Annotated in this window: 22 protein-coding genes, 1 tRNA gene and 1 other RNA gene; 2 read left to right on the forward strand and 22 right to left on the reverse strand. The window is 50.2% G+C overall.

The features are described 5' to 3' along the window. The first annotated feature begins 341 nt into the window (after positions 1-341). Complete coding sequence (locus tag HMPREF9453_RS03275) at positions 342-701, forward strand: hypothetical protein (RefSeq protein WP_008859148.1); 360 nt, start codon at positions 342-344, stop codon at positions 699-701. A 197-nt stretch (positions 702-898) separates the two neighbouring features. On the opposite strand, the gene HMPREF9453_RS03280 is transcribed toward HMPREF9453_RS03275, so the two are convergent. From HMPREF9453_RS03280 to HMPREF9453_RS03345, 13 genes are all read right to left on the reverse strand, one after another. Continuing rightward, on the reverse strand, positions 899-2,500 hold the full coding sequence (locus HMPREF9453_RS03280; RefSeq protein WP_040379849.1) for a DAK2 domain-containing protein: 1,602 nt from the start codon (positions 2,498-2,500) through the stop codon (positions 899-901). Positions 2,501-2,514: 14 nt separating this feature from the next. Then, positions 2,515-3,348, reverse strand: a complete 834-nt coding sequence (locus HMPREF9453_RS03285) for a DegV family protein (RefSeq protein ID WP_008859150.1) — start codon at positions 3,346-3,348, stop codon at positions 2,515-2,517. 22 nt (positions 3,349-3,370) lie between these two features. After that, complete coding sequence (locus HMPREF9453_RS03290) at positions 3,371-3,748, reverse strand: hypothetical protein (protein WP_008859151.1); 378 nt, start codon at positions 3,746-3,748, stop codon at positions 3,371-3,373. 1,306 nt (positions 3,749-5,054) lie between these two features. Beyond that, positions 5,055-5,681: an alpha-ribazole phosphatase gene (cobC, locus tag HMPREF9453_RS03300; RefSeq protein WP_008859152.1), complete on the reverse strand. Its 627-nt coding sequence runs from the start codon at positions 5,679-5,681 to the stop codon at positions 5,055-5,057. Next, on the reverse strand, positions 5,678-6,757 hold the full coding sequence (locus tag HMPREF9453_RS03305; protein WP_008859153.1) for a pyridoxal phosphate-dependent aminotransferase: 1,080 nt from the start codon (positions 6,755-6,757) through the stop codon (positions 5,678-5,680). Before HMPREF9453_RS03305 ends, cobC begins: the two co-directional genes overlap by 4 nt. Next, complete coding sequence (locus HMPREF9453_RS03310; protein ID WP_008859154.1) at positions 6,738-7,622, reverse strand: GHMP family kinase ATP-binding protein; 885 nt, start codon at positions 7,620-7,622, stop codon at positions 6,738-6,740. The genes HMPREF9453_RS03305 and HMPREF9453_RS03310 overlap by 20 nt, the downstream gene beginning before the upstream one ends. Continuing rightward, positions 7,610-8,359, reverse strand: a complete 750-nt coding sequence (locus HMPREF9453_RS03315) for an adenosylcobinamide-GDP ribazoletransferase (protein ID WP_008859155.1) — start codon at positions 8,357-8,359, stop codon at positions 7,610-7,612. Before HMPREF9453_RS03315 ends, HMPREF9453_RS03310 begins: the two co-directional genes overlap by 13 nt. Positions 8,360-8,485: 126 nt before the next feature. Further along, positions 8,486-9,463, reverse strand: a complete 978-nt coding sequence (gene cbiB / locus HMPREF9453_RS03320) for an adenosylcobinamide-phosphate synthase CbiB (RefSeq protein ID WP_008859156.1) — start codon at positions 9,461-9,463, stop codon at positions 8,486-8,488. Between the two features lies 1 nt (position 9,464). Beyond that, entirely contained in the window at positions 9,465-10,988 is a 1,524-nt protein-coding gene (locus HMPREF9453_RS03325; protein WP_040379854.1) for a cobyric acid synthase, read from the reverse strand. Positions 10,989-10,996: 8 nt separating this feature from the next. Beyond that, positions 10,997-11,587, reverse strand: a complete 591-nt coding sequence (gene cobU / locus HMPREF9453_RS03330; RefSeq protein ID WP_008859158.1) for a bifunctional adenosylcobinamide kinase/adenosylcobinamide-phosphate guanylyltransferase — start codon at positions 11,585-11,587, stop codon at positions 10,997-10,999. Between the two features lie 345 nt (positions 11,588-11,932). After that, positions 11,933-12,706: an energy transducer TonB gene (locus HMPREF9453_RS12360; protein ID WP_008859159.1), complete on the reverse strand. Its 774-nt coding sequence runs from the start codon at positions 12,704-12,706 to the stop codon at positions 11,933-11,935. 12 nt (positions 12,707-12,718) lie between these two features. Beyond that, a complete protein-coding gene (locus HMPREF9453_RS03340) occupies positions 12,719-13,138 on the reverse strand; it encodes an ExbD/TolR family protein (RefSeq protein ID WP_008859160.1) in 420 nt (139 codons plus the stop codon). Then, a complete protein-coding gene (locus tag HMPREF9453_RS03345) occupies positions 13,135-13,743 on the reverse strand; it encodes a MotA/TolQ/ExbB proton channel family protein (RefSeq protein WP_008859161.1) in 609 nt (202 codons plus the stop codon). Before HMPREF9453_RS03345 ends, HMPREF9453_RS03340 begins: the two co-directional genes overlap by 4 nt. Positions 13,744-13,959: 216 nt before the next feature. On the opposite strand from HMPREF9453_RS03345, the gene HMPREF9453_RS03350 reads away from it, so the two are divergent. Continuing rightward, positions 13,960-15,171 carry a nucleotidyltransferase family protein gene (locus HMPREF9453_RS03350; RefSeq protein WP_083827235.1) on the forward strand — a complete coding sequence of 404 codons (1,212 nt, stop codon included), beginning with the start codon at positions 13,960-13,962 and terminating at the stop codon, positions 15,169-15,171. A gap of 200 nt (positions 15,172-15,371) precedes the next feature. Here the strand turns inward: HMPREF9453_RS03350 and putP are convergent, their stop codons facing one another. The 9 genes from putP to HMPREF9453_RS03400 form a co-directional block, all read right to left on the reverse strand. Then, on the reverse strand, positions 15,372-16,856 hold the full coding sequence (putP, locus tag HMPREF9453_RS03355; protein WP_008859163.1) for a sodium/proline symporter PutP: 1,485 nt from the start codon (positions 16,854-16,856) through the stop codon (positions 15,372-15,374). A gap of 274 nt (positions 16,857-17,130) precedes the next feature. Then, an RNA gene (rnpB, locus tag HMPREF9453_RS11050) (RNase P RNA component class A) lies at positions 17,131-17,476 on the reverse strand. 1,063 nt (positions 17,477-18,539) lie between these two features. Next, positions 18,540-19,586: a Nif3-like dinuclear metal center hexameric protein gene (locus tag HMPREF9453_RS03370; protein ID WP_008859165.1), complete on the reverse strand. Its 1,047-nt coding sequence runs from the start codon at positions 19,584-19,586 to the stop codon at positions 18,540-18,542. Next, complete coding sequence (locus HMPREF9453_RS03375) at positions 19,583-20,269, reverse strand: tRNA (adenine(22)-N(1))-methyltransferase (protein WP_008859166.1); 687 nt, start codon at positions 20,267-20,269, stop codon at positions 19,583-19,585. The genes HMPREF9453_RS03370 and HMPREF9453_RS03375 overlap by 4 nt, the downstream gene beginning before the upstream one ends. Positions 20,270-20,322: 53 nt before the next feature. Next, positions 20,323-20,399, reverse strand: a tRNA-Ile gene (locus tag HMPREF9453_RS03380). A 136-nt stretch (positions 20,400-20,535) separates the two neighbouring features. Next, positions 20,536-21,999, reverse strand: a complete 1,464-nt coding sequence (locus tag HMPREF9453_RS03385) for an ISLre2 family transposase (protein ID WP_008859167.1) — start codon at positions 21,997-21,999, stop codon at positions 20,536-20,538. 397 nt (positions 22,000-22,396) lie between these two features. Beyond that, the gene (gene rpoD, locus HMPREF9453_RS03390) at positions 22,397-23,539 is read right to left on the reverse strand and encodes an RNA polymerase sigma factor RpoD (protein ID WP_008859168.1); all 1,143 of its coding nucleotides are present in this window, start codon (positions 23,537-23,539) and stop codon (positions 22,397-22,399) included. 132 nt (positions 23,540-23,671) lie between these two features. After that, the gene (dnaG, locus tag HMPREF9453_RS03395; RefSeq protein ID WP_008859169.1) at positions 23,672-25,459 is read right to left on the reverse strand and encodes a DNA primase; all 1,788 of its coding nucleotides are present in this window, start codon (positions 25,457-25,459) and stop codon (positions 23,672-23,674) included. 119 nt (positions 25,460-25,578) lie between these two features. Further along, a complete protein-coding gene (locus HMPREF9453_RS03400; protein ID WP_008859170.1) occupies positions 25,579-26,298 on the reverse strand; it encodes an ATP-grasp domain-containing protein in 720 nt (239 codons plus the stop codon). Positions 26,299-26,521 lie beyond the last annotated feature (223 nt).

The raw sequence follows: 26,521 nt of genomic DNA on the forward strand, positions 1-26,521 counted from the left end.
GGCAGCGGCTGACGCCGCAGTTTTATAATGCCACCCTTCAGGCGGTAATGGGCGTCCTTAAGCTGAAAGGCCGGCTCTTATGATAAAACCTTAAAAAGCTTAAAAACCGCCCTGGCAATTGATAAAAAAACGAGCAAGCCGGGCCTGCGGCCCGTTGGAAAGTTTTTTTTATAAAAGGCGCCTTTAATAATTAATGGCGCCCACCACCACCCTTTGAACCCTTTGAATCCTCAAGTCCCAAAGGGGCTTGTACACAAGGCCCTCTTTCCATCTTCCTTATTATGCGATACAATAAAATTATCATATCATATAGAGCATTGGGCTCTCCAGGAGGTTATTACATGGCAGAAGAACAACAGAACCAGGATGTATACCACATCGATCTCATGCGCACCCTTTGGGAAAATACGTACCGGGGCACCGTTTTTAATTACAAGGACCAGTATGTTGCCACGGTCCGCCTGATTTTCAGCATTCCGCTGGACCGCAGCGAAGTACCGGAAAACGCGCCGGAAGTGAATCCGGTGATTATAGTGCTGGTAGAAGATACCGCCCTTTCCCCTCTGGAAATCGTTGACTTCGAACAGGCCATGACGCCTATTCTGGCAAAACGGCTGACCAGTGAATATTTCCAGCCCGACCGCATCATGTACTTCTATCCCAGCCCTGCAGAAGGTGCAGAAACAAAGGACAAGAAATAAGGGTATAAAAGAACGCCTCGTTCGAGGCGTTCTTTTTGTTGACGGGGCTTTGCCCCGAGGTTTCTTAAGATTCTTCAGTTTGACGGCCTTTCGGGCAGAGGATTGTGGTGGCGGCTTATGGACACGCCCCAAAGGGGCTTGTCCATAAAGCTGCCAGCCCACACAAAAAAACGCCCCGAAGGGCGTTTTTTTTCACATTATTCAGTGGAAATAAACATGGGATACAGCGGCTGTCCCCCCTGATAGGTTTCAAAGGTAACGTCAGGGTATTTCTTTTCTGCCTTGTCGATTTCTTTGAGGCAATCTTCCTCGGAAAGATCTTTTCCGGAGTAGATAGTTACGATTTCCGTATCTTCTGTAATGAGGTGGGACAGTACATCAAGGAAACATTTGGTGAAATCTTTTTCTGCAATGACTTCGTGGTTTTTCATGATGCCCATGAAATCATCCTTGTGGATCACCGTTTCACCTACGATGCTGTCTCTCACAGCCGTGGTAATCATGGCTGTGGCAATGTCTCCCATCCGTTCCTTCATGGCTGCCAGGTTTTCTTCCAGCGTGTTGTCTTCAGAGAAAGCCATGGCTGCTGCCAGCCCTTCCATGGGGTTAGTAGAGGGAACGATATGGACTTTTTCACCCATCATTTTCTGGAGCTGCTGGGCTGCCAGGATGATGTTTTTGTTATTGGGGAGAATGATGTATTTTTCATACTGCCCGTTATCCATGCCGCTACTCAGTTCCTGTACTGAGGGATTCATAGACTGACCGCCCGATACCACATCGGCGCCCAGTTTCTTAAAGAGTTCAGTCCAGCCGTCGCCGGATACGACAGTGAGAATACCCAGAGGCTTTTTAGCCATCTTCTGCTGTTTTTCCTTGTTCTTATGGAACTGGTCCACCATGTTGTCGCACTTGATGTCGTGAAGAGTACCCCAGTCTGCCGCCATATCCAGCACATGGCCCGGACGCTGGGCATGAATGTGAACCTTCACCAGGTTGTCCCCTTCTGCCACGATCATGGATTCGCCCCAGGAAGACAGTTTCTTTCTGACTTCCTTTGCCTTCACCTTGCAAGGGCTGATAATGAATTCCGTACAGTAAGGATATTCGATGGAGAAAGATTCACCTTTCGCTTCCAGACGGCTGATGACCGGTTTCACATCCACCTTGATTTCTTCCACCTTGCCGGTAAGGCCGTTCAGGCAGCCCATGAGGAAGAAAATAAGACCCTGCCCACCGGCATCGACTACGTTGGCGTCTTTCAGAATCTGCAGCTGTTCCGGCGTTTTAGCCAGCGCTTCATTACCGCAGCGGATAGAGGCTTCTAAAATTTTGCTGAAATCCGTTTCCGTGCGGATCACTTCCCTGGTTCCCTTGGCAATGCCCCTGGCTACGGAAAGAATAGTTCCTTCCACCGGTTTCGTAACAGCCCTGTAAGCATAGAGGATACCGTACTGGAAGGCCTTGCTCATCTGGCCGCAGGAAGCCGTTTTCTTTCCATGGAGCCCCCGGCTGATGCCGTGGATGATCTGGGACAGGATAACACCGGAATTTCCTCTGGCCCCCATGATGGCGCCGGCTGCCGCCTTTTCAGCCAGAATCCCCACCGGCTGTTCCGCCTTTTCTTCAGCAATCATGCTGTACATGGACTTCAGTGTATTCAGCATATTATTTCCCGTATCCCCGTCAGGTACAGGGAATACATTGAGCTGGTTGATAATTTCATATTTCTGCTGAAAAAGCTGGTACGCTCCTGTCAGCATATTTTTGAAACAAATCCCATCTATTGTATTATACATATTTATTTCCCCCATCATTTGGCACTTTCAAAGATAATTCCCGTCAGTCCCGGTCCCAGATAAGATGCCAAGACAGGTGTACCGGTAGAAAGAGTGACCTGGATATCCGGATATTCTTCCTGAATCCTTTTCTGCAGCGCCCTGCCACCTTCTTCATTTTCAATATGGACAATACCGATGCGACGGCAGGGTGAATTCTTGTGGAGATAATCGAGCATGGCGGCGGCAGCCTTCTTTTCGGTGCGCACCTTGGCAAGCACATCTACTTCATTATTGTCATTCAGGAAAATAACCGGCTTGATTTTCAAAATGCTGCCTATCAGGCCGGCAGCCTTCCCTACGCGGCCACCCCTCCGGAGATAATCCAGGGTAGGCACGGTAAAAGTAGTCCGCATCAAAGAAGCGGACTCCTGGAGACCTTTGCTTATTTCCTCAAAAGAAAGGCCCTTCTCAATCATATCCAGTCCGTCTTCCAGCACTTCCATCATACCCACAGCAGTGGTACGGGAATTAATGACGGCAATCTGCTTCCGTCCCGACTGGCGCGCCGCAAGAACGGCGCCATTATAGGTGCCGCTGACGCCGGAAGTGATGCAGATAACAATGACCGGATCCTCTTTGGGGAGAGACTCAAACAACTTAAGGAAATCACCGGTGCTGGGCTGGCTGGTAGGAACCGCCTTCTTCGTACTTTCGGAATACTCAATCACCTGTTCAATGGTGGCCTCATTTTCCGGCACATATTCCCCCTTCACCGAGATAAAAAGAGGAATCACATGAACATTATCGTGCTGCTCCAGGAAATCCTTCGGAACAGCGGCCGTACTGTCTACAACTAGCTGAATCATTGGCTAACAGTCCTTCCTGTTATTATTGTTTTTTTGCTTTTCTTTCAGCTTTTCTTTCATCAAACTCTTTCAAAAGCTGCTTGTAATCATCGTCATCATAGCCATTGGTAGCCAGCATGTATTCCTTGATCTTCTTACGCTGCAGAGCCACATTCATGGCAGACAATTCGAAAGGATCCAGCGAAATTCTGGCCAGCATTTCCCCGGTAGAAGAATAGCCCACAATGCCTTCTCCCAAAAGATCCACCAGCTTCTCGCGCTTCACCACTTCGCAGAAAGTGCGAAAGAACTTTTCCGCCTCTTTAATCATCCTGTCACGGATACGCTTGTACTCTTCCGCCTTATCCGCAGGAATCCTGAATCCATCAATTTCTACATATTTATCGGGTAAGTTAAACATAGTATCTCCTGTAATTCTATATATTTATCCACTATATTTAACTATATCGCCCTCAGCACTTTTGGTCAAGTTTTTATGTAAAATAAATGAAATATATGTATTATGAAAGTTTTCAGGATATGGGCTCTGAAGAGAAAGCTCAGAGAGAATGGTTCTTAAAATGGACCAGCCTAACGGCCGGAGAGTTCGTAAGCTTGACGGGCCCTTCGGCCCCAAGGGTGCTGGTGGCAGCTTTGCCACAGATTCAAAAAAATGGGGGCACGGCTGACGCCGCGGGTTGCGTAGAAGGGTTGTGAAGGGAAAGGTTCTTAAGATGGATGGGCCTTCGGCCCAAGGGTTCTTAAGTTTGACGGCCTTTCAGGCCGAGGGTTGTGGTATCGCCCTCTCGGTGCACAGCGAACACATTTTGAAGGAGCGCTAGCGACGCGCAAAATGTAGTGAGTCGTTTCCCCTTTAGGGGCGATGAGTATAAAGCCAGCGTTACGGGATTGGCTGTCTGTGTCATATGTGACACAATATCCAGTGCCACCTATTTTCTCGTTTCCCCTTGAGGGGAAGTCCCGCGAAGCGGGAAAGGGTGTACGGGGCAGAGCACCGATAGGGATGCTCCATCGCGGTCCTGACCGCCAATCGGCGGCCCCCCTGATCGAAGCGATGCACAGCGAACACATTAGGGGGCGATAAGACATAGAATAAGAATACCATAATCATTCTTACCACCGTCCACCCCTTCGCCACTTCGTGGCCCTCTTCCCCTAAAGGGGACGCAAGAGGCGTTACGGAATTTGCCTTTCTGTGTCATAGGGCGTAATAAGCATTCTGCTGACTGGCTCGCTGCGCTCGCCTCCCCCTATCCGGCTGCGCCGGACTTCCCCCGCAGTTCGGTCGGTCAATCGAAAGGAAGGCCCTTTTATGGGCAGGTTAAGGGCCTACTTTGACCGACTTGCACATCCTATGCAGGATGTGCACAGGGGCAGAATAAAACTAACGCATAGCGAAGAATAAAGTCCCCCCGCCGGGGGGAAGGTGGTGGCGCCAGCCACCAAAAGGGGTGCATTTCCAACGCCCGCCAGGGCGGTTGTAAAGGTTTTATTATAAAAGGGCGCCTTCTATAATTTAGAGGCGCCCCACCACAACCCTCAGCGGCATAGCCGCTGTCAAACTTAAGAACCCTCGGGGCGATAGCCCCGTCAAACTTTAGAACCCTCAAGCCCCAAAGGGGCTTGTCCATAAGGCGTGTCAACCTACGGGAATACCGGCAAGCACCGCCCAGGTCCCGCTCCCGACCGCCTATCGGCGTCTCCCCTCAGCTCCCTGATTTCAAATCTCCCAGATGGGATGTATCATTCAGGGTATAGAGCATATTCATATCCCCCGGATAGATGTTGACCTGTGAAATGCTGGCGTTGGAGAGAGCCAGGTTCCAGGATCTGGCAAGGGGGATCTGGATGAGGCCGCATATGATGGTGCGAAGCGCCGCTCCGTGGCAGACGATGGCGTAGGTTTTATTGTCCCCTCGTTTGATGATATCGCTGATGGCTTCCATGCACCGTTTCTGGCAGTCTGCAAAGGATTCCCCATGGGGGAGTTTCATGGTGCCTGCATCGTGATACATAGCTTCAATCATGCCGGGCCAGATTTTTTCGATTTCATCGTAGGTCTTTCCTTCCCAGTCTCCGAAGGAGAGTTCTTTCAGCCTTGCATCTGTTTCCAGTGGAAGGCCGTGAATTTGGGCAATGCCCTTCGCTGTATGGGCAGCCCGTTTAAGGGGGCTGGAAATGACGCCATCCAGAGAGACAGTGCGGAACCGTTCTTTTGTCTTTTCCGCCTGGGCTATCCCCTTTTCGCTTAAGGCCACATCGGTGCGGCCCTGATACCTGCCGGAACTGTTCCATACAGTCTGGCCGTGTCTTATAAGATAAAGTGTAATCATGGATGGTAAACCTCTTTCAATGCTTTAAGGAGCCGGTTGTTTTCTTCCCTTGTCCTCACAGCCAGACGGAAGAAGGAGTTGTCAAGGCCTTCGTAGTTGCCGCACTGGCGGATGAAAATGCCTTCAGGAAGAAGCTGCTTCTGTAAATCGGCGGCGTCTCTTATGGAGCCGGTCAGTTTCAGAAGGATGAAATTGACGCAGCCGGGGTAGACCGTAAGGCCTTCCAGTTCTCCCAGTTTCCCTGCGAAATATTTCCTTTCGGAGGAGCAGAAGGCACGGGACGCTTCAATGTATTCCCTGTCCCTGGCGGCGCAGGTCATGTAGAGCTGGGCCGGGCCGTTCACGTTCCAGGGGATGAGGTGGTCTTTGATTTTTTCTGTGAGGGCCGGATGGGCAAAGGAGCATCCGATGCGGAGGCCCGGCACGGCGTAGAATTTCGTGAGGGACATAATGACCACCAGATGTGAATAAGTTTTTACGAAAGAGCGGTAGGACACGTCTCCTTCCACGAAGTCGATGAAGGATTCGTCAATTACCACATAGCTTTCCCTGTCTTCTGCAAGGGCCATCACTTTTTTGAAATCCTCCATGGAAAGGAGGCAGCCGTCGGGGTTGTTTGGGTGTCCCAGGTACAAAAGGGAGCGGGGAACCATTTTTCTTTCCAGTTCCCCTAAAGGAAGGGAAAAGCCATGGTCCTGATCCAGAAGGAAGCTTTCCGTATCTGCGCCGGCAGCTTCAGCGGAGAGGCGGTATTCGGAAAAAGCTGGCGCCGGTACCAGCACTTTTTCCGGCTTAAGGAATCGAAGCAGCGTATACATGAGCTCCGTAGCCCCGTTTCCTAAAGCAATGGTATCCTTGTCCATGCCATAGGCAGCGGAAAGGGAGGCTGTCACGTCCCGGTCTTCCACATCCGGATAGCGGAGGGTCTCTATTTCCCAATAACGGAGAAGAGCCCTTCTCCCCAGGGGAGAAAGGCCGAGCGGGTTGATATTGATGCTGAAATCAAGGATTTTATTCCGTTCGGAGGGGGCTAGGGAAAAGACATCCCCTCCATGTCTAGAGCTTTTCAAAGTCATGGATATCACACTTTCTGCACTGCATGCCCTGGTTTGTAATATGTACAAGGTCCAGGAAGGAAATCCTTCCTTTCATTTCTTTATCCAGGAAATTCTTCACTGCCATGGCATCCTTTTCCATGGGAAGAATCAGTCCCAGCACGGTACCGCTGTGGGCACAGATAACCCCTTTTCCTCCCTGCTCCAGTCCCAGGTGATAGAAATCTTCCAACGGTTTCTTATAAAGGATCTTCTGGTTGGCAAAGGAGCTCATAGAAGCAGCCCTGCCGATCAGGTCCAAAGACTGGTGCCGGATTCCTTCTTTAAATAAAGAAAGAGCCTCCTTTATTTTCGTTTCATTGCTCTTCTGCAGGTCTACCAGATCATTTCTGGAATTAAACAGCATGGTATCCACTTCCCCGCCGCAATCATAAACCAGAATCTGCATGGCCGGGCAGAGGCCCATTTCCCGGATAAGGCGTCCTTCCCGGTAATCAAACTGCACTACCCCTTTAAAAAAGGTGGCGTCGCTGGGTTCAATGGAAAGGGCAATAGCTGCAATTTCCCGTTCCGACAACTTCCGACCGCAGGCAAGGGCCGCAGCCTGGCAGGCGGCACTGATATCGGCCGTGCTGGAGGCCATGCCTTTCCCTTTCAGAATATGGGATTTCAGCTTTAAGGGGACTCTTTTCTCTTCTCCCAGATAAGCCATTGTTTTCTCTACGGCTGAAAGAGCCTTGGGCGGAAGTGCTTCTCCATTTCCCTCAAACCCGGAAAAAGCATAGGAGAAGCGATCGATGGGACAGGTCACCATAAAGGAGGAGCCCTCTGCATAGCCCTGGATAAATTCACCGCAGGATCCCGGTGAGCTGACTACATATGCCATACATTCCCCCTGGTAATCAAAACATAAAGGAGCGCCAGAAAGACTTCTGTCACTTGATTTACAAATCCATAGGTATCCCCTGTTGTACCGCCGATTTTACCCACGATCCAGCGATTCAGATACAGCCCCAGCAAAAGGGCTGCGCCGGCCAGCATCACATAAAGAAATCCGAAATAAAGAGCCGGCAGCAGTGCAAATACAGAAGCAATGGCCACTGCATGCTTTGGACGATAAGCGGAAAAGGCTTTGCCCATGCCATAGGGGCGGGCATAAGGATATTCGCAAATGCTGATGACAAGGTTCAGCCGGCCCAGCGTCGGTGCCGCAATGAGAATGGGATAAAGGAGCCCGTCTATGGATCCCAGGGAGAGGGTGTAAAGGTTGATGAAAATAATGATGGACAGCATACCAAAGGAACCAATAAGACTGTCCTTCATGATTTCCAGGCACCGCTCCCGGGAGCGCCCGGAAAAGAGACCGTCCGATGAATCCATGAGCCCGTCAGCCAGGGTGCCTCCGGATATGAAAAGCTCTCCCAGGACAATCAGAAAAGCAGTCAGATAAGGCATATCCAAAGGTTTCAGCAGGAAGTAAATGAGGCACATGAAAGCGCCTATAATCCATCCGTATACAGGAAACCAGATGACGCTCTTTCCGAATTCCTCATCTTTCCAAACCGTTTCATTGGAAATGTGGATACGGGTGAGAAATTGAAGACCTACTAAAAAAGAATTCATTCAATCACCACAAGTATTTGTAAAAAAGTTCAAAAAAGAAGAGTCAGAGAAACAAAGGTTTCGCCTTGAAGATCATGGGCTTGTGCAGCTCCCATGCATCAGGGAGGCCCCTTTTCCCTGTCTTCTTCACCACACAAAGAATATGACCGCTGATTCCACTGCCACAAAGAGAATGACCGCAGCATACATCATGTAAATGGAAGTCCTGATATGCTCTGCTTTCAGCGGCCTGTCAGGATCCCCCATGTATTCGCGAAATTCCGGTTTCCCCTCATAGTAGTTGTATCCGCCCAGCTGTACATGCATGGCGCCGGCCACCGTGGCTTCCGCATATCCCCCGTTGGGAGAAGGGTGCTTCGGTGCATCCCTTAAGCCGATTTTTTCTGCATTTTTCCAATCCTGCCTCAAGAGCGCTGCAGCTGCCACAAAGAGGACAAAAGTAATACGGGCTGGAATATAGTTCAGCACATCATCCAGCCGCGCAGCAAAGCGGCCAAAGAAAAGGTAACGGTCATTTTTGTAGCCCAGCATGGAATCCATGGTGTTGCCGGCCCGGTAAAGGGCCGCGCCTACCGGTCCTAAAAGAAGGAACCAGAAAAGGGGGGAAATGACACCGTCCGTTGTATTTTCCGCAATGGTTTCCACTGTGCCCCGGGCGATTTCACTTTCATCCAGATTTTCCGTATCCCGGCCAACGATCCAGCTGAGCCGTTTCCTGGCGGATACCATGTCCCCTGCTTTCAGGAGGCCGTAGATTTCCATGCCGTCCCTGGCAAGAGCCCTGGGCGTAATGGTGAAATAAAGGACTACGGCACTGACAGCGGCATACATGAGAATGCCCGCCTTCACGGAAAGCCAGGTCAGGAATCCCACCACCAGGCCCACGGTGAGGAGCACAAGGAGGGAAGTCATCATGCCGCGGAAGAACATATTTCCATCAGATGTCTTCTTTTCGGGATAAAGCTTTCCCTCAAAGAAGGAAATCACCTTCCCTATGAGAACAACCGGATGATAATCGGATCTTGGATCTCCATAAATGGTGTCGATGACCAGGGCCGCCAGGGGGATGAGGGCATAAAATGCGGAGTAAATTAAACCGTCCAAATTATTCATTCCTCAGGATTTCATAAAAAGCGTCCATATCAAAATGGGTTCTCACCATTTTTGCCAGACGGTCAAATTCAGACTCTTTATAGGCCCGGTACTTGAACTGTACCGGCAGTTCCGGAAGGCCTTTGCGGCGGCGCAGGGCGTTAATCACAGCCCGGCGCAGATCATCATTGTCAAAGAGGCCATGGCAGTAGGTGCCGAAGACATTCCGCTTTTCATTGATGAAACCGTCCTGAAGGTCCACCTTGTCCTCACTCCGCTGCACGATATGGAAGAGGGACTGCGCCGGTTTCGTAAGGGTGGTCTCACCCATGTGGATTTCATAGCCCCGCATGCCCTTCCCGGCAAACTGCATGCCCAGGAAAGGCAGATCGTCACAGTCGAAAGTGACCTGGTAGGTATTCTTCTTCCCGTGCATAGACGTGGTGTAAGGCAGAAGGCCAAGGCCTTCTACTTCATCATTGCTGCTTTCCACATGGAGCGGGTCGCACACCTTTTCGCCCAGCATCTGGAAGCCGCCGCAGATACCGATAACGGGCACGCCCTTTTCTGCCATTTCAACGATTTCCTTCGCATATCCCTGGCGCTTCAGATAAAGCAGATCTTCTGTGGTGTTCTTGCTTCCCGGCAGAAGGATCAGGTCCGGATCGCCGATCATATCTCCCTGCTGCACGAAGCGAAGGTTCACATCGGGCTCATGATTCAAAGCATCGAAATCTGTGAAATTGGAAATTTTCGGGGTCTGCATGACAGCTATATGGATATCCCGCATCACATGGTCACTGGGCAGATCCTGGAGAGATACGGAATCTTCGTCATCAATGCCCAGATCTTCCAGATAAGGAATGACGCCGAGCACCGGAATGCCCGTCTTTTCCTTCAGGAAAGTCAAAGCCGGTTCCAGAAGAGAAATGTCGCCGCGGAACTTATTAATCACCAGTCCCTTCACAAGAGCCCTTTCCTCCGGTTCCAGAAGCTCCAGAGTACCTACGATGGAAGCCAGGGCGCCGCCTCTGTCAATGTCGGCAATCAAAAAGACCGGCGCCTGACATTCTTTGGCAATGCGCATATTTACGATATCATTTTTCTTCAGGTTCACCTCGGCAGGAGATCCGGCCCCTTCAATGACAAGGGCATCGTAATGGGTTTCCATGTAGTCAAGGCTCTTCTTCACCGTATCCCAGGCCCGCTGGCTGTAATGATTCTGGTATTCCGAAGCGCTGTAATTCCCTACCGATGTCCCCAGAAGGATGACCTGGGAGCAGGAATTTCCGGTAGGCTTCAAAAGCACAGGGTTCATTTGAACGATAGGCAGCGCGCCGGCAGCTTCCGCCTGGGCCACCGTAGAGCGGCCGATTTCACCGCCCGACAGGGTGACATAGGAATTCAGCGCCATATTCTGCGCCTTGAAAGGTGCCGTCTTATATCCGTCCTGCGCAAGAATACGGCAGAAAGCAGTGGTCAGAATACTTTTACCTACATGAGAACTGGTTCCCTGAAACATGACTCTCTTTGCAATTTTTGTCATTATAGCTCCACTCCTCTTTCCTTGAGCTCCACAGTAATTCCTGCAACAGAAAGGTATACCTTGTCGGCCCGCCTGGCCACATACTGGTTAGCCAGCCCCACAAGATCTCTGTATACCCGGCTCATGGCATTGGCAGGAACAATGCCCATTCCAAGCTCATCGGACACAAATATGATTTCCTTATCAGAAACAGAAGAAATCCGCTCAAACATGAGGGTCAGGTCTTTCTCCAGCGCCTGCTGCAGCGTGGTCAGATCCGAAACCCCCAGCGTTTCCACGGTAATTCCCTTCATATGGTCCATGAGCATATTATTCACATACATGGTAATACAGTCAAAAAGGATGGCATCTGCTTCCTCAAGGATATGACCCATTTCCTCCCCTGCCTCATGCATGACCTCGAAAGTCTGCCAGTCGGCGGGACGCCTCTGTCGGTGAAGGATCACACGGTAACGCATCTCATCATCCAGAATCTGACTGGTAGCGATGTATCCCTTCCTTTTCCCTGTGGAATGATACATCAGCTTCTCCGCAAACTCGCTCTTCCCGCTTCTGGCTCCGCCAAGAACAAGAAAAATTTTGTTATTCATGTCCTTTCATCACCTTCTTTTATCAGATTTCTGACAATACTACCCTTAAATAATAACATAAGTACTCTTGAGGTGCCATAAAAAAGTGGGAATGAGGCGTCATCAACAAAGGCGTCGGCCCAGAAGAATCAAGGGCCCCGGTGCAGAATATGGCAGAGCCCTTACAGGCAATCCTCCGGCGAGAGGCTTAATGCAAAAGGGCTCATCAATCATGAATGGCGCCTGATGCCTCCCCTGAACCCTTGATTCCCTTTGCCCCCTATGAACCCCCATGGACCCGGGGCCTGTCCCCAAAAGCATCCACGAAAAAAGAGATTTCATCCCTCTGAAATCTCTTTTTCCCATTTATCCATTTAAATTGAAGGTAATCGGCACTCTGGAATTGGCTGTCACAGGAGTACCATTCTGTTTGGCCGGCACGAAACGCCAGCTGTACACAGCAGCTACCGCAGCACTGTCCAGGGTGCTGTTTCCCGATGAACTTTCCACCCAGGCGCTGGATACAGATCCGTCAGTGGAAACCGTCATACCCACCACCGTAGTGCCGGATATACCGGCCCTTCTGGCTGATTCGGGGTAGGCTGGCGCCGGAGCGCTCAAAAGCTGGATACCTATCGTTTCTCCGCCGCCGCTGCCGCTGTCTCCATTTCCACTGCCATAACCGTCGCCGGTGCCATCACCGGTGCCACCGCCGCTGCCACTGCCGCTTCCTGAGCCGGTGCCATCGCCGGTGCCCTGACCGCCGCCACTTCCGCCGCCGCTGCCTCCTTCAGAAGAAGAGCTTTCGCCGGCAGAGGTGCTGCTTGGAGAAGTGGTGCTTTGGGCCTGTGCCACCTCATGGACATCATTGGCTGCCTCTTCATCGGCTTCTGCCGGTACAGCCGGAGGAGGCGCGGTGGGAGTGGCTTTGGCTTCGTGAATTTTGGGAAGTTCTTCCATTTCCTGACCGCCGCCACCACCTCCCCCTACATCGGACACCAGATCTACTTCAATGGGTTCCCGGCTGGGCTGGGGTGGAGGAAAGAGGAAGAGAAGGCCTGCCACCGCGCCAAGGACAATGCCGTGGCAGAGGAAGGACAATCCAAAGGCAGAGGACCATCGGTACTTGAAAGTACGCATGGGACCACCTCTTTACTGATTCTGACCGGTCTTGGACTCTGTAGCAATCCCCACCTTGCTGATGCCTACAGATTTCAACTGGTCAAGCACAAATACAAAATCTCCATGTTCTGATTTGGAATCTGCCCGGAGAACGACGGAAAGGTCCGGATTCCGTCCCTTTTCGATTTCCATGCGGCGGCGAAAATCGTCTTTGGAAATCTTTTCCTTTTCTACATAAATCGTACCATCAGAGGTAATACTGATGGGAAGGGTCTGCTCCACATTCACTTTGGCCGTGGCGGTCTGCGGCAGGTTCAGGTTGATAGACTTCTGCACCACCATGGAAAGCATGCTCATCATGAAGAAGACAAGGAGGAAGAAAATGATATCAATCATAGGGATGATCATAATCTTTGGCTTCTTCTCCACATTCATAGATTCCAGTTTCATTGCTCTTTCGCCTCTACGATAGCCAAATACAGGGTACCCAGTTTTTCCATATCAGAAACAAAATGGCTCACCTGCTGGGAAAGATAGGTATACGCAATGAGGGCAATGATAGCCACAAAAAGGCCGGTGGCCGTGCATACCAGGGCTTCTGCCACACCGCCGGTGACTGCAAAGGGCTGGCCGTTGGAAACAGAAAGAACATTAAAGGAACCGATCATGCCAATAACCGTACCGAGAAGCCCCATAAGAGGGGATAGGGTCACGATCACATCCAGGTAATTCAGGTAATTTTTCAAAAGCCCTGCTGCATGGGAAGCCGCCCCTTCAATCAGGGACGTCTGGTCTACTTTGAGGTTCATATGCTCCACTCCTGCAAGAACCACAGAAGCAGGAATACCGCCATCCTGCTGAAGAAGAGTTTTCAGTCCCTCATAATCCCGTTTTTCCAGATATTTCGGAATCTCCCGGCCCAGCTGGTCCACATGGGAACGATTGGATCGATAATACCGGAACCGTTCAATAAAAATAGCCACTACCACCAAAGAACAAAGAATCAGCGGATACATCATAAATCCGCCGGCTCGGAACAAATGCAGAAAATCCATTCCATACCTCCTGATACATTAAAACCATTAGATAGCTTTCTTAAGTCTCTAACATTCATATCAAGATTATCATTTTAAGTGTGGTTAGTCAAATAATATTTCCTTAATTTTTAATTCATAAACAGCTTATCATCGCTGAAAGAACTCCCTCCCCCTCCAAGCCATGGGCCTGATAAGGATTTTGGAAACAGAGAGTCAGATTTCCTTCTTCCGGATATGATAAAATATAACCATCAAAGACAGAAGGGATACAATACAATGGCAGAAAAAGTGGTTGGAATCATTGCGGAGTGGAACCCTTTTCACCGGGGGCATGAGGATATGGTCCATTCGGTTCGAAAGGCTTATGGTGATCCTTTCATCATGGCCGTCATGAGCGGCTCCTTTGTGCAGCGGGGAGAGCCGGCCCTCTTTGACAGCTGGACCCGGGCACGATGGGCGGTGGAAGGAGGCGTGGATGCCGTATTTTCACTTCCGGTGCTCTGCGTGCTGCAGAGTGCGGACCGGTTTGGTTCTTACGGCGTAAGGCTGCTTGCTTCCATGGGTGCCGAAATACTTGCTTTTGGTACGGAATCCCTTTCGGAAGAAGATCTTTGGGATGCCGCTTCCTTTTCCCTGACCCCTTCCCACAAAAAGGCGTTTCATGAAGCCCTGGGCGGGGGACTTTCCTATGCCCGGGCTTCTTATGAAGCCATGAAGAGTCATTCCCCTTTCCTGGCAGAAGAATTATCCAAGCCCAATAACCTTCTGGGCTTTCGCTATGCGGAAACTATTCTGCAGAATCATTTCCCCATGGATATCCACGTGGTTCACCGGAACATGGACTGCAATATTTCCGCCACCACTGCCAGAAAGGAGCTTCTCCATGGGGAAAAAACAAATCTCCTTCCCCCAAAGGGGGCAGAAGAAGCGGCAGAACTCATCAAGTCAGGCTGCCATACCGATTTTTCCCGCTATGAAGATGCCTGCCTCCTCGCTTCCCGCATGGTATCAGAGAGTGAACTTTCTGAAACCGGCCTCTTTTCAGAGGGGCTGGAGCACAAATGGTTCAGGGAAATAGGAAATGAAGGCTACGAAACCATGCTTTCCCGGATTAAAAGCAAGCGGTATCTTTACAGCCGCTTGAAACGAATCGGCGCCCAGCTGCTTCTTTCCGGCCGGGGGCCTTCGCCTTTTTCAGCTCCTCCCCTTCCCTCCTATGCCCGCCTGCTGGCCCTTCGAAGAAGCAAAAGCCATTTTTTGAATCTGATTCCCATTCCAGTGATTACCAGTATGGCCAGGGCATTGAAGAAAGCGGATGCTAACACCCGCCTTTCATTAGAAATGGAAATTCGCGCCTCCGATATCCGAAGCTGGTGCCAGCATTCTCCGGCATACAGAAAAGGAAGGCAGGAATTTTACCATTCGCCACTCATTGTGAATTACTGAGATGGGGCTGGGGAATCGGAAAGCCGTCAGCCCATAGCCGATAGCCGATGCAGGAACCAGCTGTCCGCTATCCGCTTACCGCCTTCCGAATTTGCTTATCGTTTTTACAAAGCGGTAGAGGCAAAAGGAAAAGACTGTGAAAGATTTCTATCCATTCTTTCACAGTCTTTTTCATTTCTATTTCTTATTTTGTCCATTTCTTATTTTGACAGGGACATGGCCTTTTCAAAGGTTTTCAGAATGGTTTCTGAAGGCTTCTTGTCCATAAGGCTCACAATGACGATGGCAGCAACAGAAAAGAAGAAGCCCGGTACCAGTTCATAGAGTCCGAACCATTCAAAATGCTTCCAGATGAGTACTGTTAAGCCGCCTACGATGACCCCTGCATAGGCTCCCTTCAGGGTCATGCGCTTCCAATAGAGGGAAAGAAGCACAGTGGCGCCGAAGCAGGCGCCGAAGCCGGCCCAGGCGTAGGAAACGATGGAGAAAATGTAGCTGTTGGGGTCAGAACCCAGATATACGGCAATGGCGGAAACCAGAAGCACGCTGAGCCGGGATACTCGGATCAATGTTTTTTCAGAAGCATCCTTCTTCAGGAAAGCCTGGAAAAGATCCCTGGATACGGCTGAAGAGGTGACCAGCAGCTGAGAGGAGCTGGTACTCATAATAGCCGCCAGGATGGCAGACCAGATAATGCCTGTAATGAAAGGCGCCGACAGCGATTCGGCCATAAGGATGAATACCCGTTCTGCATTGGCATTTTCCAAAGGCGTAGACAGGTAAGCCTTGCCCACTACGCCGATGGCAATGGCAAAGGACAGGGACAGAAGCACCCAGGTCATGGCGATGCGGGTGGATTTCTTCAGTTCCTTCGGATCTCCGATGGCCATGAATTTGACAAGAATGTGGGGCTGTCCGAAGTAGCCAAGGCCCCAGCCCAGAGAGGAAACAATCATAACCAGAAGGGCCGATATGCCGGTAGAATCAGGGAAGAAGGAAAAGAAATCAGAGCCTTCCTTAGAAAGAATATCCAGCGTAGGCATGGGCCCGCCAAGAGCAATGGTGGCAGCCACAGGCACGTAAAGGACGGTGAAGAACATCATGGTGCCCTGGATAAAATCCGTCAGGGCCACGGCGGAAAAGCCGCCCAGGAAGGTATAGAAAACGACTACAAAAGCGCCAAGCAGGAGAGCATGAAGGTAGGGAATCCCGAAAATGGTATTGAACAGCTTTCCTGCTGCCACAAAGCCGGAAGAAGTATAGATGATAAAGAAAAGGATAATAAACAGGGCGCAGATAAGCCTGAGGCCATTCTTCCTATCCTCAAACCGGTTGGACAGATAATCCGGAATGGTGAGGCTGTTATCAGCCACTTCCGTGTAATTTCTAAGCCTCTGGGATACAAGGACCCAGTTTGCCCAGGTACCCACAATAAGGCCGATGCCCGTCCAGAAAGCGGAAAGTCCATGGAGATAAGCATATCCCGGCAGCCCCATAAGCATCCAGCCGCTCATATCTGAAGCTTCGGCGCTCATGGAAGTGAGCCATGGTCCCAGCTGCCGGTCCCCCAGAATGTAGGAAGACAGATTTTTCTGTCTCCGGGAATAATAAAGGCCGATACTCATCATCAGTACCAGGTACAGTATGAAAGCCAGCGCAATGGGCCAATTATTTTCTAAATCCATAAACTTTCCCCCTGCCAATATCCAATATTCCTATTTCCTTAATTTTATACAATTCTCTGCATTTTCTTGAATGAGCGCATGAAAGGAAACAGTATTTCTCTCAATGATAACGGATTTTAAGAAGTATGTAAAGAGGACTTCCAGATTATATTTTGCATACGTCATACAAGCGGCGTCATTATCCTCTCTTCCGCCGGTCTTTTTAAAGTGATGAAATTCCATAAAACCAACAAAAAAGGATTGGAAATCACCATTTCCAATCCTTCCCGTATGCATGGCGAGCATTCAATAAGCCGAGTTCTGTACCGTTTGCACGGTGATGATTATCTGTCTAGCCATCCAATTGCTTGGATGATCAAGCGACGCAACCCGGAAGGTCAGCGGGCAGCCTCAACCCTTCCCTATTCGGTCTTGCTTCAGATGGGGTTTACCAAGCCAGCCGGTCTCCCGACTGCTGGTGCGCTCTTACCGCACCTTTCCACCCTTACCACTTGCGTGGCGGTTTCCTTTTCTATGGCACTTTCCCTGGGGTCACCCCCGCCGGACGTTATCCGGCATCCTGCCCTGCGAAGCTCGGACTTTCCTCACGCCTTACGGCCCGCAATCATCTTTCCTGCTCGCAGGGTACAGTATAGCACGGAGAAATGAGAAATGTCAATAAAAAAATAAGCTAAGCGCCCTTCGGGCCGAGGGTTGTGGTATCGCCCTATCGGGCGATGAGTATAAAGCCAGCGTTACGGATTTACTTTCTGTGTCATATGACATGCTTCCCACCGTGCAAGGTGGTGGCGCCAGCCACCAAAGGGGAAAACGCCGAAATGGTACCTGAAGTATATGACGCCCTGTTTTTCTCTCCATATCTCTCGTTTCCCCTTGAGGGGAAGTCCCGCGAAGCGGGAAAGGGTGTACGGGGCTGAGCACCGATAGGATGCTCCATCGCGGTCCTGACCGCCAATAGCATTCTGCTGATTGGCTCGCTGCGCGGCTCCCTCTTATCCAGCTGCGCCATTGGACACGCCATTGGCATGAGGGTTGACGGGGCTTCGCCCCGAGGGTTATGGCCGCCTGATGGCGGCAGGTTGTGCCCCCACAGGGGAAACGACTCACTATGATTTGTGCGTCGCTGGCGCTCCTTCATCTCCTGCTGTCACTGACTCACTGGATTTTCAGGTCGCTGATGCTCCCTTACAAATCCAGTTCGCATAGTGCAAATCATGTTCGCTGTGTATCGCTGGCGCTCAAGGGGCGACAGCGGCTCTGCCGCTGAGGGTGGCGGTAGCGGCTGCGCCGCAATTTTTAAAGTCAGCGTTACGGGATTGCCTTCCCGCCCTCATCGTCATTCTGAGCCGTAGGCGAAGAATCTCGTTACAAGGCACTTATGAGCTAATCGATAGTAAATACCAGTCGGCGGGAAGGGCGAAGTACCAGGCCCCTGCATGAATTCCAATGACGTCATCCTCGCCAAGCACCGAGATTCTTCACTGCGTTCAGAATGACAGAGTCAAGGGGCCATCCCATGACCAGTGCTGCCTCGATTTCTTCCCGCCGGACACTCGTCATCCGGGGTCGGTCAGCCGACAATCGGAAGGCCCTTTAATAGGCAGGCTAAGGGCCTACTTTGGCTGACTTGGAGGTCCTATGCTGGACCTCCACAATACTATATAACTCCCGAGGGCGCAGCCCTCAAAGATGGGAAAAGATATCTTTGGCTCCCGTATCTTCCAGTACTTCCAGATCCCAGTGCCTTTTTTCCGCTTCTTTCCTGATTCTTTCAGCCAGTTTCGGTACAATCACTCTTTCTGTGTAAAAGTGGCCGCCGTCAGCGATAAGAAGACCCATAGCTGCCGCATCCTGGGCTTCGTGGTATTTCAGGTCGCCGGTCAGATAAAGGTCCGCCCCTTTGGCTTTGGCAAGGGAGGCAAATTCACTTCCTGCGCCGCCAAGGACTGCCACCTTATGAACAATGATATCCGTATTTCCTGCATACCAAAGATCCGGGATGCCAAGCTTTTCCTTAATGTATAAAAGAGCTTCCTTTCCTTTCATGGGACGGGGAAGTTTACCCAGACGGCCCATATACTCAAAGGAGGCGCCGTTTTTCAGTTCATATATGTCACAGTGTACATCTCCACAGATACGTCTTACATCTTCCATAACTTCCTGCAGGGCGGAAGAAGCGGCATTAAATTCCATTTTTCCCATGCGGCTGCTGTCATCGGCATCGCCTAAAAGGTAGAAATGGCCGGCCCTCCCTTTGTATTTCTTTTCCAGGAGTGTCTTAAGCTCCCGAGCTTTCACAAATTCTGCATACGCCGCCACCTTCAGGAGTGGTTCTCTTTTTTCCGTCACCAGGCCCCTCCGGTCTGTCAGTTCCAGCGCGTCAGCCAGAGCGTCATTCACTCCTTCTCTGGCAGTGTCCAAATTCGTATGAGCCGCAAAGGAAAGGATGTGATGGCAGATGAGCTTTTCAATGACCCTTCCCTTATAGGTAGATAAATCGATTCTATGGAGAGATTTGAACAGGAAGGGATGATGGGAAATGATCATGGACACTCCTTCTTTGCAGGCCCTGTCCACATTCTGTTCTGTAAGATCCAGTGAAACCATCACTTTCTTTACCGACTCTTCCGGATTTCCCACCTGGAGCCCCGGATGATCCCAGCTTTCCGCCAGTGCCGCCGGTGCCCATTCTTCCATCAGATCCATCAAATCCTGAGCCTTGATATTCATAAGAACGCCTCCAGTCTTTTCTTTTCTTCCAATGCTTTTTCTCTTCTCCTGCGGTTTCTTTCATTGTCTGTATCTTCTGCTACGCCCTGAATAAGGAAATCCCGTTTCCTTATCAGCCGGCGCAGGTGTTCATGAAAAAGGGGGTGCTGCCTGTAGTTTTCAGTAACGCCGATTTCCCCCTCCAGAAGGGAGATTTCCTTCATGGCGCCCGGCTTCACCAGCATCATTTCGTAAAGCCGCCGATCTTCCATGACCATATCTTCCTGCATAATCATGAAATGATGACCTGCCAGGTACTGCTTCAGCTCTGCCACATGGTTCTGGGGCTGCAGGACCAGCCAGGAAAGAGACTGGGCTTTGGGAAAATCAGCTTCCAGTATATCTCTCATCATCAGGCCGCCCATGCCGGCCATAACTATCCCGTCCACTTCCCCCACCTCAAGGGGCGAAAGGCCGCCGCCCAGGCGAAGTTCTATGTTTCCCCCTTTCTCCTGTCCCTTTAAATGGGCTCTGGCCCTTTCCAGAGGCCCTTTGTGAATATCTGAGGCTATGGCCCATTGAACCTTTCCCTTCTCCAGAAGGAAAAGGGGCAGATACGCATGGTCCGTCCCAATATCTGCCATGGATTGGCAGGAAGGTATGAGGTCCGCCACATGGCGGAGCCTTGCTGTCAAATGTATCATCATTCCTCCCGGAAATAAAAAAAAGCTGAGCTTTCGCTCAGCGGGAGTATCATTGGTGGGCCCACCAGGGCTCGAACCTGGGACCAGACGGTTATGAGCCGTCGGCTCTGACCAACTGAGCTATGGGCCCGCAATCACCAACTTATGCTATTTTATCAGTTAACGCCCCGGGCGTCAAGTATGCCATCATTCCCGGGTAAGTGTCAAGTTTTCCTCGGTAATTCATTTGACTGTCGATGATTACTATCTCCGTGGCTTCGGTTTTATCAGTATTTCTGTATAGCTCTGGCCAGTCTCCCCATTGGTGAAGAAGAAGCTCCATAAACGCCTATACGTCCCTCCAGGCATCCCGGCCTATAGTTTCTCATCTTACGCTTCTGCGCCTCACTCCGGACATTCTGGGCGATTTTACGCTCTGCCTGCACCGCAGCCTTGTGCATGGCTCTATCCATCTTTTTGTAGCTTTTCCCATTAGCATGATACAGGAGAGCTGCTGTAAGTGTTTTATTCTTCCGGGCGGTCAATACCCAAACCATACACTCCATTCCCTCGCTGGACCAGCTCCGCCCCTGCCGCTTCATGCGATAGCTGTAAAACCGGTGATTTGTTTCTGCAGTCCCCAGGTGAATCTCTGTATGGATGCCGCGCTGACTCAGGCTGGGGATATAGGGAGCATTTCTCTCCAGATAGCTCTGCAGCTTGTCTACCTCCTCCAAATCCTCCTCTGTCCGGGCGCAGCTCCGGGCAGTGTCCATCCATACGGGAATCTGTTTCATAATATCGTCGGTCTGGTGAAGTTCTCGGATAATGTGGTCTACCAGTTCCTTGTTGCAGAAGCTGAGCCGGGTCCGGATCTTTTCATGCACATGATAGCAGTCGCGGAAGTGCTGGTGATCCAGGCAGCCTTCTACCATTCGCTCAAAGTCCTGAAACTGGTATCCGGACCCTCCATCCCCATTCGACAGCACTGTGGTCTTAGACAGGTCATAGTGCCCAAGCAGATAACTTCTTACCATTGCAAAAAGTTCTTTCCTGCTGGTAGATGCAAAGCAGCGAAGTCCTACCAGTTCTGTCCTGTTGCCATTTTTCCTGACTCCCTCATATACCTGGAGGCGGTGCACTTCCGAAACGCCGCCTTTCTCCTTGTTCTTGAGTACAATTCCATCTCCTTCAATCGCTATAATTTCCGGCTGTGTCGGCTTTTCAACCTTTTCCTCTTCTGCCAATGCTTTTTCATAAGTCTTTGCCTTCTCGCCGGCATAGTTCTTGAGTGAGATAACAGACTGATGGGAGATGGTAATTCCCGCCAGGCTTTGCAGGAGCTCGCTGGCACTGCGAGATGTGGTAATTGCGACAGCCTCGACAATCCGCTCAATCATTCCCAGGCTGTAGTGCTTTCTGGGTTCAAAGCCCATTTTACGGTCCAAAGGATAGAAGTTCTTCCCTTCTTTCTGCAGAAGTCTTCGCGTATAGGTCAGCTCTCCATAGCGGCAGTAAATTGTCCGGGAGTCCCGGCGCGCTACACGCCACCCCTGTGCCTTGTAAATCTGATACAGCTCAGCATCAATACGCCCCAGAGCCATAGCTATAAGCTGACAGTTCATTTCTTCGAGCCAATGAGTTAGCTTCCTTTCAGACTCAATAGAATCATCAGATTCCTTGATGATAGAAATGACTGCACCAATTGCATTTTCACTCCAAATTTCTCCAGTTTTTGTTATAATATCCATGAGGAAAGCCCTTTCTTTGTTTTATTTGTGCACGGAAATTATAACATTTCCACTCAAGGGGAGGCTTTCCTCTTTTATTGTTTCTGGAAAAATTCCCCTACCGAGTAAAATTTTACACTAAGCATTCCCGGGTAAGTGTCCCATGGTCCTATTTTCCATACTTCTTATGTCCTTTTCCGTCCCCTTGTCAGCCGGCCTGTCAGGGAGTAGCAGAGAAACGCGTCATGAAGTACGCCGGATGGAAGAAACATAAAAGATATTTCAAATCAGATCAGGAATATTGCCAGAAAGAAATGTAAAATCACAGGTATCAGAATTGAGGCTGGGATTACAATCATTTTCATAAAAAAGAAGCGGCCCTTTCTGCCTTGAGAAAGTGCCGCCTACTTCGTTTTTTCTACTGGTTAATGATAAGGTTCCGTGCGGACTTTTTAAGTTTCTGCAAAGCTTTCCCTTCAATCTGCCGGATTCTTTCCCTGGTCACATCAAAGTAACGGCCCACTTCTTCCAAAGTCCTGGTCTTTCCATCTTTAAGGCCGAAGCGGAGTTCCAGCACCTGTCTTTCCCTTTCCGTCAGGCCCTGAAGAAGTTCTTCAATCTGCTCCCGAAGGAGAATGGAGCCGGCCGCATCATCAGGAGCCACTGCCTCGTGATCTTCAATGAAGTCCCCCAGATGGGAGTCTTCTTTTTCGCCAATAGGCGTTTCCAGGGAAATAGGATCCTGGGCGATTTTTTTGACTTCCCTGATTTTCCCTACAGTAACGCCCATAGCCCTGGCCAGTTCTTCATTGGTGGCTTCCCTGCCCTTTTCCTGGAGGAGCTGGCGGGAAATCCTGTTCAGCTTGTTAATGGTTTCCACCATGTGCACAGGAACGCGTATAGTCCTTGCCTGGTCCGCAATGGCTCTCGTAATGGCCTGGCGAATCCACCAGGTGGCATAGGTGGAGAATTTGTATCCCTTCGTGTAGTCGAATTTATCCACTGCCTTTAAAAGGCCCAGATTTCCTTCCTGAATAAGATCGAGAAACTGGAGTCCCCGGCCCAGATACTTTTTGGCAATGGAAACTACAAGACGAAGGTTCCGGTCTGCCAATTCCTTTTTGGCCGCCCGGGCTGCTGCTTTATCTTCATCGGATGCATCAGGCAGAGAACCTTTTTCCACCTGCTTGGCCAGCACAATTTCCTCTTCGCTGTCAAGAAGCTTCAGCGCACCGATTTCTTTCAGATACATTTTGACAGGATCATCAATGGTGACGCTATTATCAATGTCAGGAACCGGTTCCTTCTCCTCCTTTTCCACTTCTTTTTCCAGTTCCTCTTCCTCTTTCAGGAAGTCTATGTCCTCTTCAGAAACATCTTCATCGAAATTCACTTCATAATGATCATCATGAAGGGCTTCATAGAGGTTGGACAGGTCATCGCCGCTCAAATTTTTTTCTGTCACAAGGTCCATGATATCCTTATTGGAAATGACCCCACTCCCCGCTTTTGCAGTGAGCTCACTGATCCACTGTTCCAATCTTTCATCCCTAGCTGCCATAGTATAATCCCCCCTTGAGAAAGGCTGGGAAAAGGCCGGTTTTCCAAAGCCCTTCATCACCCCTCATCCGATGAAAAAGAACCTCTTCCGGCATTTCCACAGGCGCCCCGATAACATCTGAATGATGCTGTTTTATTTTAATGCCAGTATTTCTTTACTGAGCTGGATGCAGAGCAGCTGTTCTTCCCGGGCCTTCACCGGGTCGCTGCTGATCAGTTCCTGCGCTTTTTTCGTATGTATGCGATATTCCTCCTGCAGATAAATTTTCTTCATAGGCCAGATGTATTCTTCCCTGGGCACAGAGCCCGGCTGTTCTCCTTCCATGCGAAGCTTGGCCAGGCGGCTGATATCCTCTCTGGGAAGCTGGCCTTCCACCGCTTCTTCCGTAAGGGGCATATTTTTTGCCTTCATATCTTTCAAAAGAGCAAAGAGCCTTCCATGGAATTCATCGGCAAACTGGTAGCGGTCAAGCTCTGTATAGCCCTCTGGCAGCATATGGTAAATAAGACAGTAATTAAGGAAGCCCGCTTCCAGAAGGCGCTGCCTTTTCTTTAACGGATTCAAATCCAATTCTTCCTTTTCCACAGGCACCTTCTGGGAAATATACACATTGGATTTATTCTTCCTGGCATATATCAGGGCCTCGCTTCGAATCATGCCTTCATCCATGTGCATGGCCCGGGCCATTTTCTTAATGAAAGCATTCAGCTGGAATGCATCACCGGTAGACAGAAGGACCGAAAACATATCATCCAGAATATGGTGCTGCCCGTCAAGGGTGGTGCTGTCATACTGTTTCAAAAGAGAATGGAAAAGGAAATCCATAGCCGGCTCCGCCTGTTTCACCGCCTCCAGATAGGCGTCGCCGCCATGGAGATTTACAAATTCATCAGGGTCCTTGCCCTCCCCAAGATGCACCACCCGGAGCCTTAATCCTATGGAACCCGCGATTTCCAGAGCCCGCTTCGTAGCATTCTGCCCGGCCGCATCCATATCGTAACTGAAAACCACTTCATCTGCATATTTTTTCAAAAGCCTGGCCTGTTCGATGGTAAAAGCAGTTCCAAGGGAAGCCACCGCATTGGTCACGCCGTGGGCATGAAGGGAAATGGCATCCATGTATCCTTCTACCATAATGGCCTGTTTTTTGGCCTTAATGGTAGGCAAAGCCTGATAAATGGCAAAGAGAAGCCTTCTTTTGTTGAAAATGGGACTTTCCGGCGAGTTCAGATACTTGGGCTTGCTGTCATCCATGACGCGGCCGCCGAAAGCTACGATTTTTCCAGAAAGATTCCATATGGGAAACATGCAGCGGTTGCGGAATACATCGTAATAACGACCATTCTTATGGGCACAGAGTCCTGCTTCCACCAGAAGATCTCCGCCGATCTTCTTCTTGGTGGTGAAATCTCGATAAAGCTTCTGCCAGTCCGGCGGCGCAAACCCAAGCTTGAATTTCTCTATGGTCTCCATGGAAAGATGGCGCTTATCAAAGTAGGCAAGACCGGCCTTCCCCATCTGTGTCCTGGTAAGGCAGCTGTGGAAATAGGAACCGGCCAGCTCCGTCACCGACTGGAGCTCGCGGGCCATGGCGGCCCGCCTTTTTTCCTCCGGCGATTCCTCCCGCTCCGGCATGTCCATATGAGCATAATCGGCCAGGCGGCGCACTGCTTCCATAAAGGTGAGATGATCCATCTTTTCTACGAACGTAATGGCATCGCCGCTCTCATGACAGCCGAAGCAGTAATAAAATCCCTTATCCGGTGAAACGGCAAAGGAAGGAGTCCTTTCCGGTCCATGAAAAGGGCAGGAAGCCATATAATAACGTCCATGCTTTTTCAGCGGCACATAGGAGCCAATAAGGTCTGCCAGATTGATATTCTCTTTTAACTGCTGGATAAACTCATTAAAAGCAGCCATAATCCTCCTCCCTCTGCCCTTTAACCATTTTTCCTATAGAGTAAGAAAGCACCGACAGGAAAGAGAAACATAAAATCACTCACTCATCGGTGCCAAATGCAGGCCCGGAAAAGATGCTGCTACTTCACTGCAGAAGTCAATTCTTTCCAGCGGGCTGCCAGAATATTCATATATACACGGGGAGACAAGCCAAAGCTGGCCAGTGAATAGCCATCACTTACCTCTACCAGAAGAGTCTTCCCCTCTTCTGTTACGCCAAAATCAATGGCATAACCGGCAGGCGCCGACTTATACGCCTTCACAGACTCACGAAGCACCTTCACATCAGGAAATACGTCCCAGCGGCCCTTATAGGGAGTAAGGCCCTGTATGTCCCCATGAAGCACCCATAGACGCCATTCTGAAATAAAATGCACTTTCTCGCTGCACCATACATCAATATCTTCCAAACCGCCGCCCAGCTTGATCAGGTCCTCCGATTTATCAAGCACCGTGCCATGGAACCGCTTGATATCCTCCACAGGCTTCACAAACACATGCCAGTCCTCCGGATGGCTGGTAATCGTAAAGAGAGTGGATTTCCAGATTTTGCGGCCTGTAAAGGGAAGGAGCTCATCGGGATAATCCAGCGGCACAAGCTTCACGCCGAACCGCTCAAGGGCCACCTTCACATCAGAAACTGTACCCACCACCGGATCATCCGGCTCATTATCCGTAAGAGAATACACCGCCTTGTACTTCACCACAGGAATCTCCAGTTCCCTGCAGCCCGTATAGGCATAATAACAGCTGGGATCATAAAACTCCCCGGTATGTTTGATACGGATATAAGCTTTCATGAACATTCTCCCATAAAAAATACACATCGCTACAAGTTTAATGATACCATTTACAGTTCATTTTTGCCAGTGTTTATAAATAAGTGTAAGTGTCAAGTTTTCCTCGGTAATTCATTTGACTGTCGATAATTACTATCTCCGTGGCTTCGGTTTTATCAGTATTTCTGTATAGCTCTGGCCAGTCTCCCCATTGGTGAAGAAGAAGCTCCATAAACGCCTATAC

Origin of the sequence: Dialister succinatiphilus YIT 11850, from assembly GCF_000242435.1 — a bacterium.
Classification (GTDB): domain Bacteria; phylum Bacillota; class Negativicutes; order Veillonellales; family Dialisteraceae; genus Dialister; species Dialister succinatiphilus.

Excerpts from the sequence above, each read along its gene's own strand:
- HMPREF9453_RS03400 (WP_008859170.1), bottom strand. The coding sequence starts at position 26,298 with ATGAAAGCTTATATCCGTATCAAACATACCGGGGAGTTTTATGATCCC.
- cobC (WP_008859152.1), bottom strand. The coding sequence starts at position 5,681 with ATGATTACACTTTATCTTATAAGACACGGCCAGACTGTATGGAACAGT.
- HMPREF9453_RS03285 (WP_008859150.1), bottom strand. The coding sequence starts at position 3,348 with ATGATTCAGCTAGTTGTAGACAGTACGGCCGCTGTTCCGAAGGATTTC.
- HMPREF9453_RS03385 (WP_008859167.1), bottom strand. The coding sequence starts at position 21,999 with ATGGATATTATAACAAAAACTGGAGAAATTTGGAGTGAAAATGCAATT.
- HMPREF9453_RS03280 (WP_040379849.1), bottom strand. The coding sequence starts at position 2,500 with ATGTATAATACAATAGATGGGATTTGTTTCAAAAATATGCTGACAGGA.
- HMPREF9453_RS12360 (WP_008859159.1), bottom strand. The coding sequence starts at position 12,706 with ATGCGTACTTTCAAGTACCGATGGTCCTCTGCCTTTGGATTGTCCTTC.
- HMPREF9453_RS03345 (WP_008859161.1), bottom strand. The coding sequence starts at position 13,743 with ATGGATTTTCTGCATTTGTTCCGAGCCGGCGGATTTATGATGTATCCG.
- dnaG (WP_008859169.1), bottom strand. The coding sequence starts at position 25,459 with ATGGCTGCTTTTAATGAGTTTATCCAGCAGTTAAAAGAGAATATCAAT.
- rpoD (WP_008859168.1), bottom strand. The coding sequence starts at position 23,539 with ATGGCAGCTAGGGATGAAAGATTGGAACAGTGGATCAGTGAGCTCACT.
- HMPREF9453_RS03275 (WP_008859148.1), top strand. The coding sequence starts at position 342 with ATGGCAGAAGAACAACAGAACCAGGATGTATACCACATCGATCTCATG.
- HMPREF9453_RS03340 (WP_008859160.1), bottom strand. The coding sequence starts at position 13,138 with ATGAAACTGGAATCTATGAATGTGGAGAAGAAGCCAAAGATTATGATC.
- HMPREF9453_RS03315 (WP_008859155.1), bottom strand. The coding sequence starts at position 8,359 with ATGAATTCTTTTTTAGTAGGTCTTCAATTTCTCACCCGTATCCACATT.
- putP (WP_008859163.1), bottom strand. The coding sequence starts at position 16,856 with ATGGATTTAGAAAATAATTGGCCCATTGCGCTGGCTTTCATACTGTAC.
- cobU (WP_008859158.1), bottom strand. The coding sequence starts at position 11,587 with ATGAATAACAAAATTTTTCTTGTTCTTGGCGGAGCCAGAAGCGGGAAG.
- HMPREF9453_RS03290 (WP_008859151.1), bottom strand. The coding sequence starts at position 3,748 with ATGTTTAACTTACCCGATAAATATGTAGAAATTGATGGATTCAGGATT.
- HMPREF9453_RS03375 (WP_008859166.1), bottom strand. The coding sequence starts at position 20,269 with ATGATACATTTGACAGCAAGGCTCCGCCATGTGGCGGACCTCATACCT.
- HMPREF9453_RS03370 (WP_008859165.1), bottom strand. The coding sequence starts at position 19,586 with ATGAATATCAAGGCTCAGGATTTGATGGATCTGATGGAAGAATGGGCA.
- HMPREF9453_RS03350 (WP_083827235.1), top strand. The coding sequence starts at position 13,960 with ATGATAAAATATAACCATCAAAGACAGAAGGGATACAATACAATGGCA.
- HMPREF9453_RS03310 (WP_008859154.1), bottom strand. The coding sequence starts at position 7,622 with ATGGCATATGTAGTCAGCTCACCGGGATCCTGCGGTGAATTTATCCAG.
- HMPREF9453_RS03305 (WP_008859153.1), bottom strand. The coding sequence starts at position 6,757 with ATGACTTTGAAAAGCTCTAGACATGGAGGGGATGTCTTTTCCCTAGCC.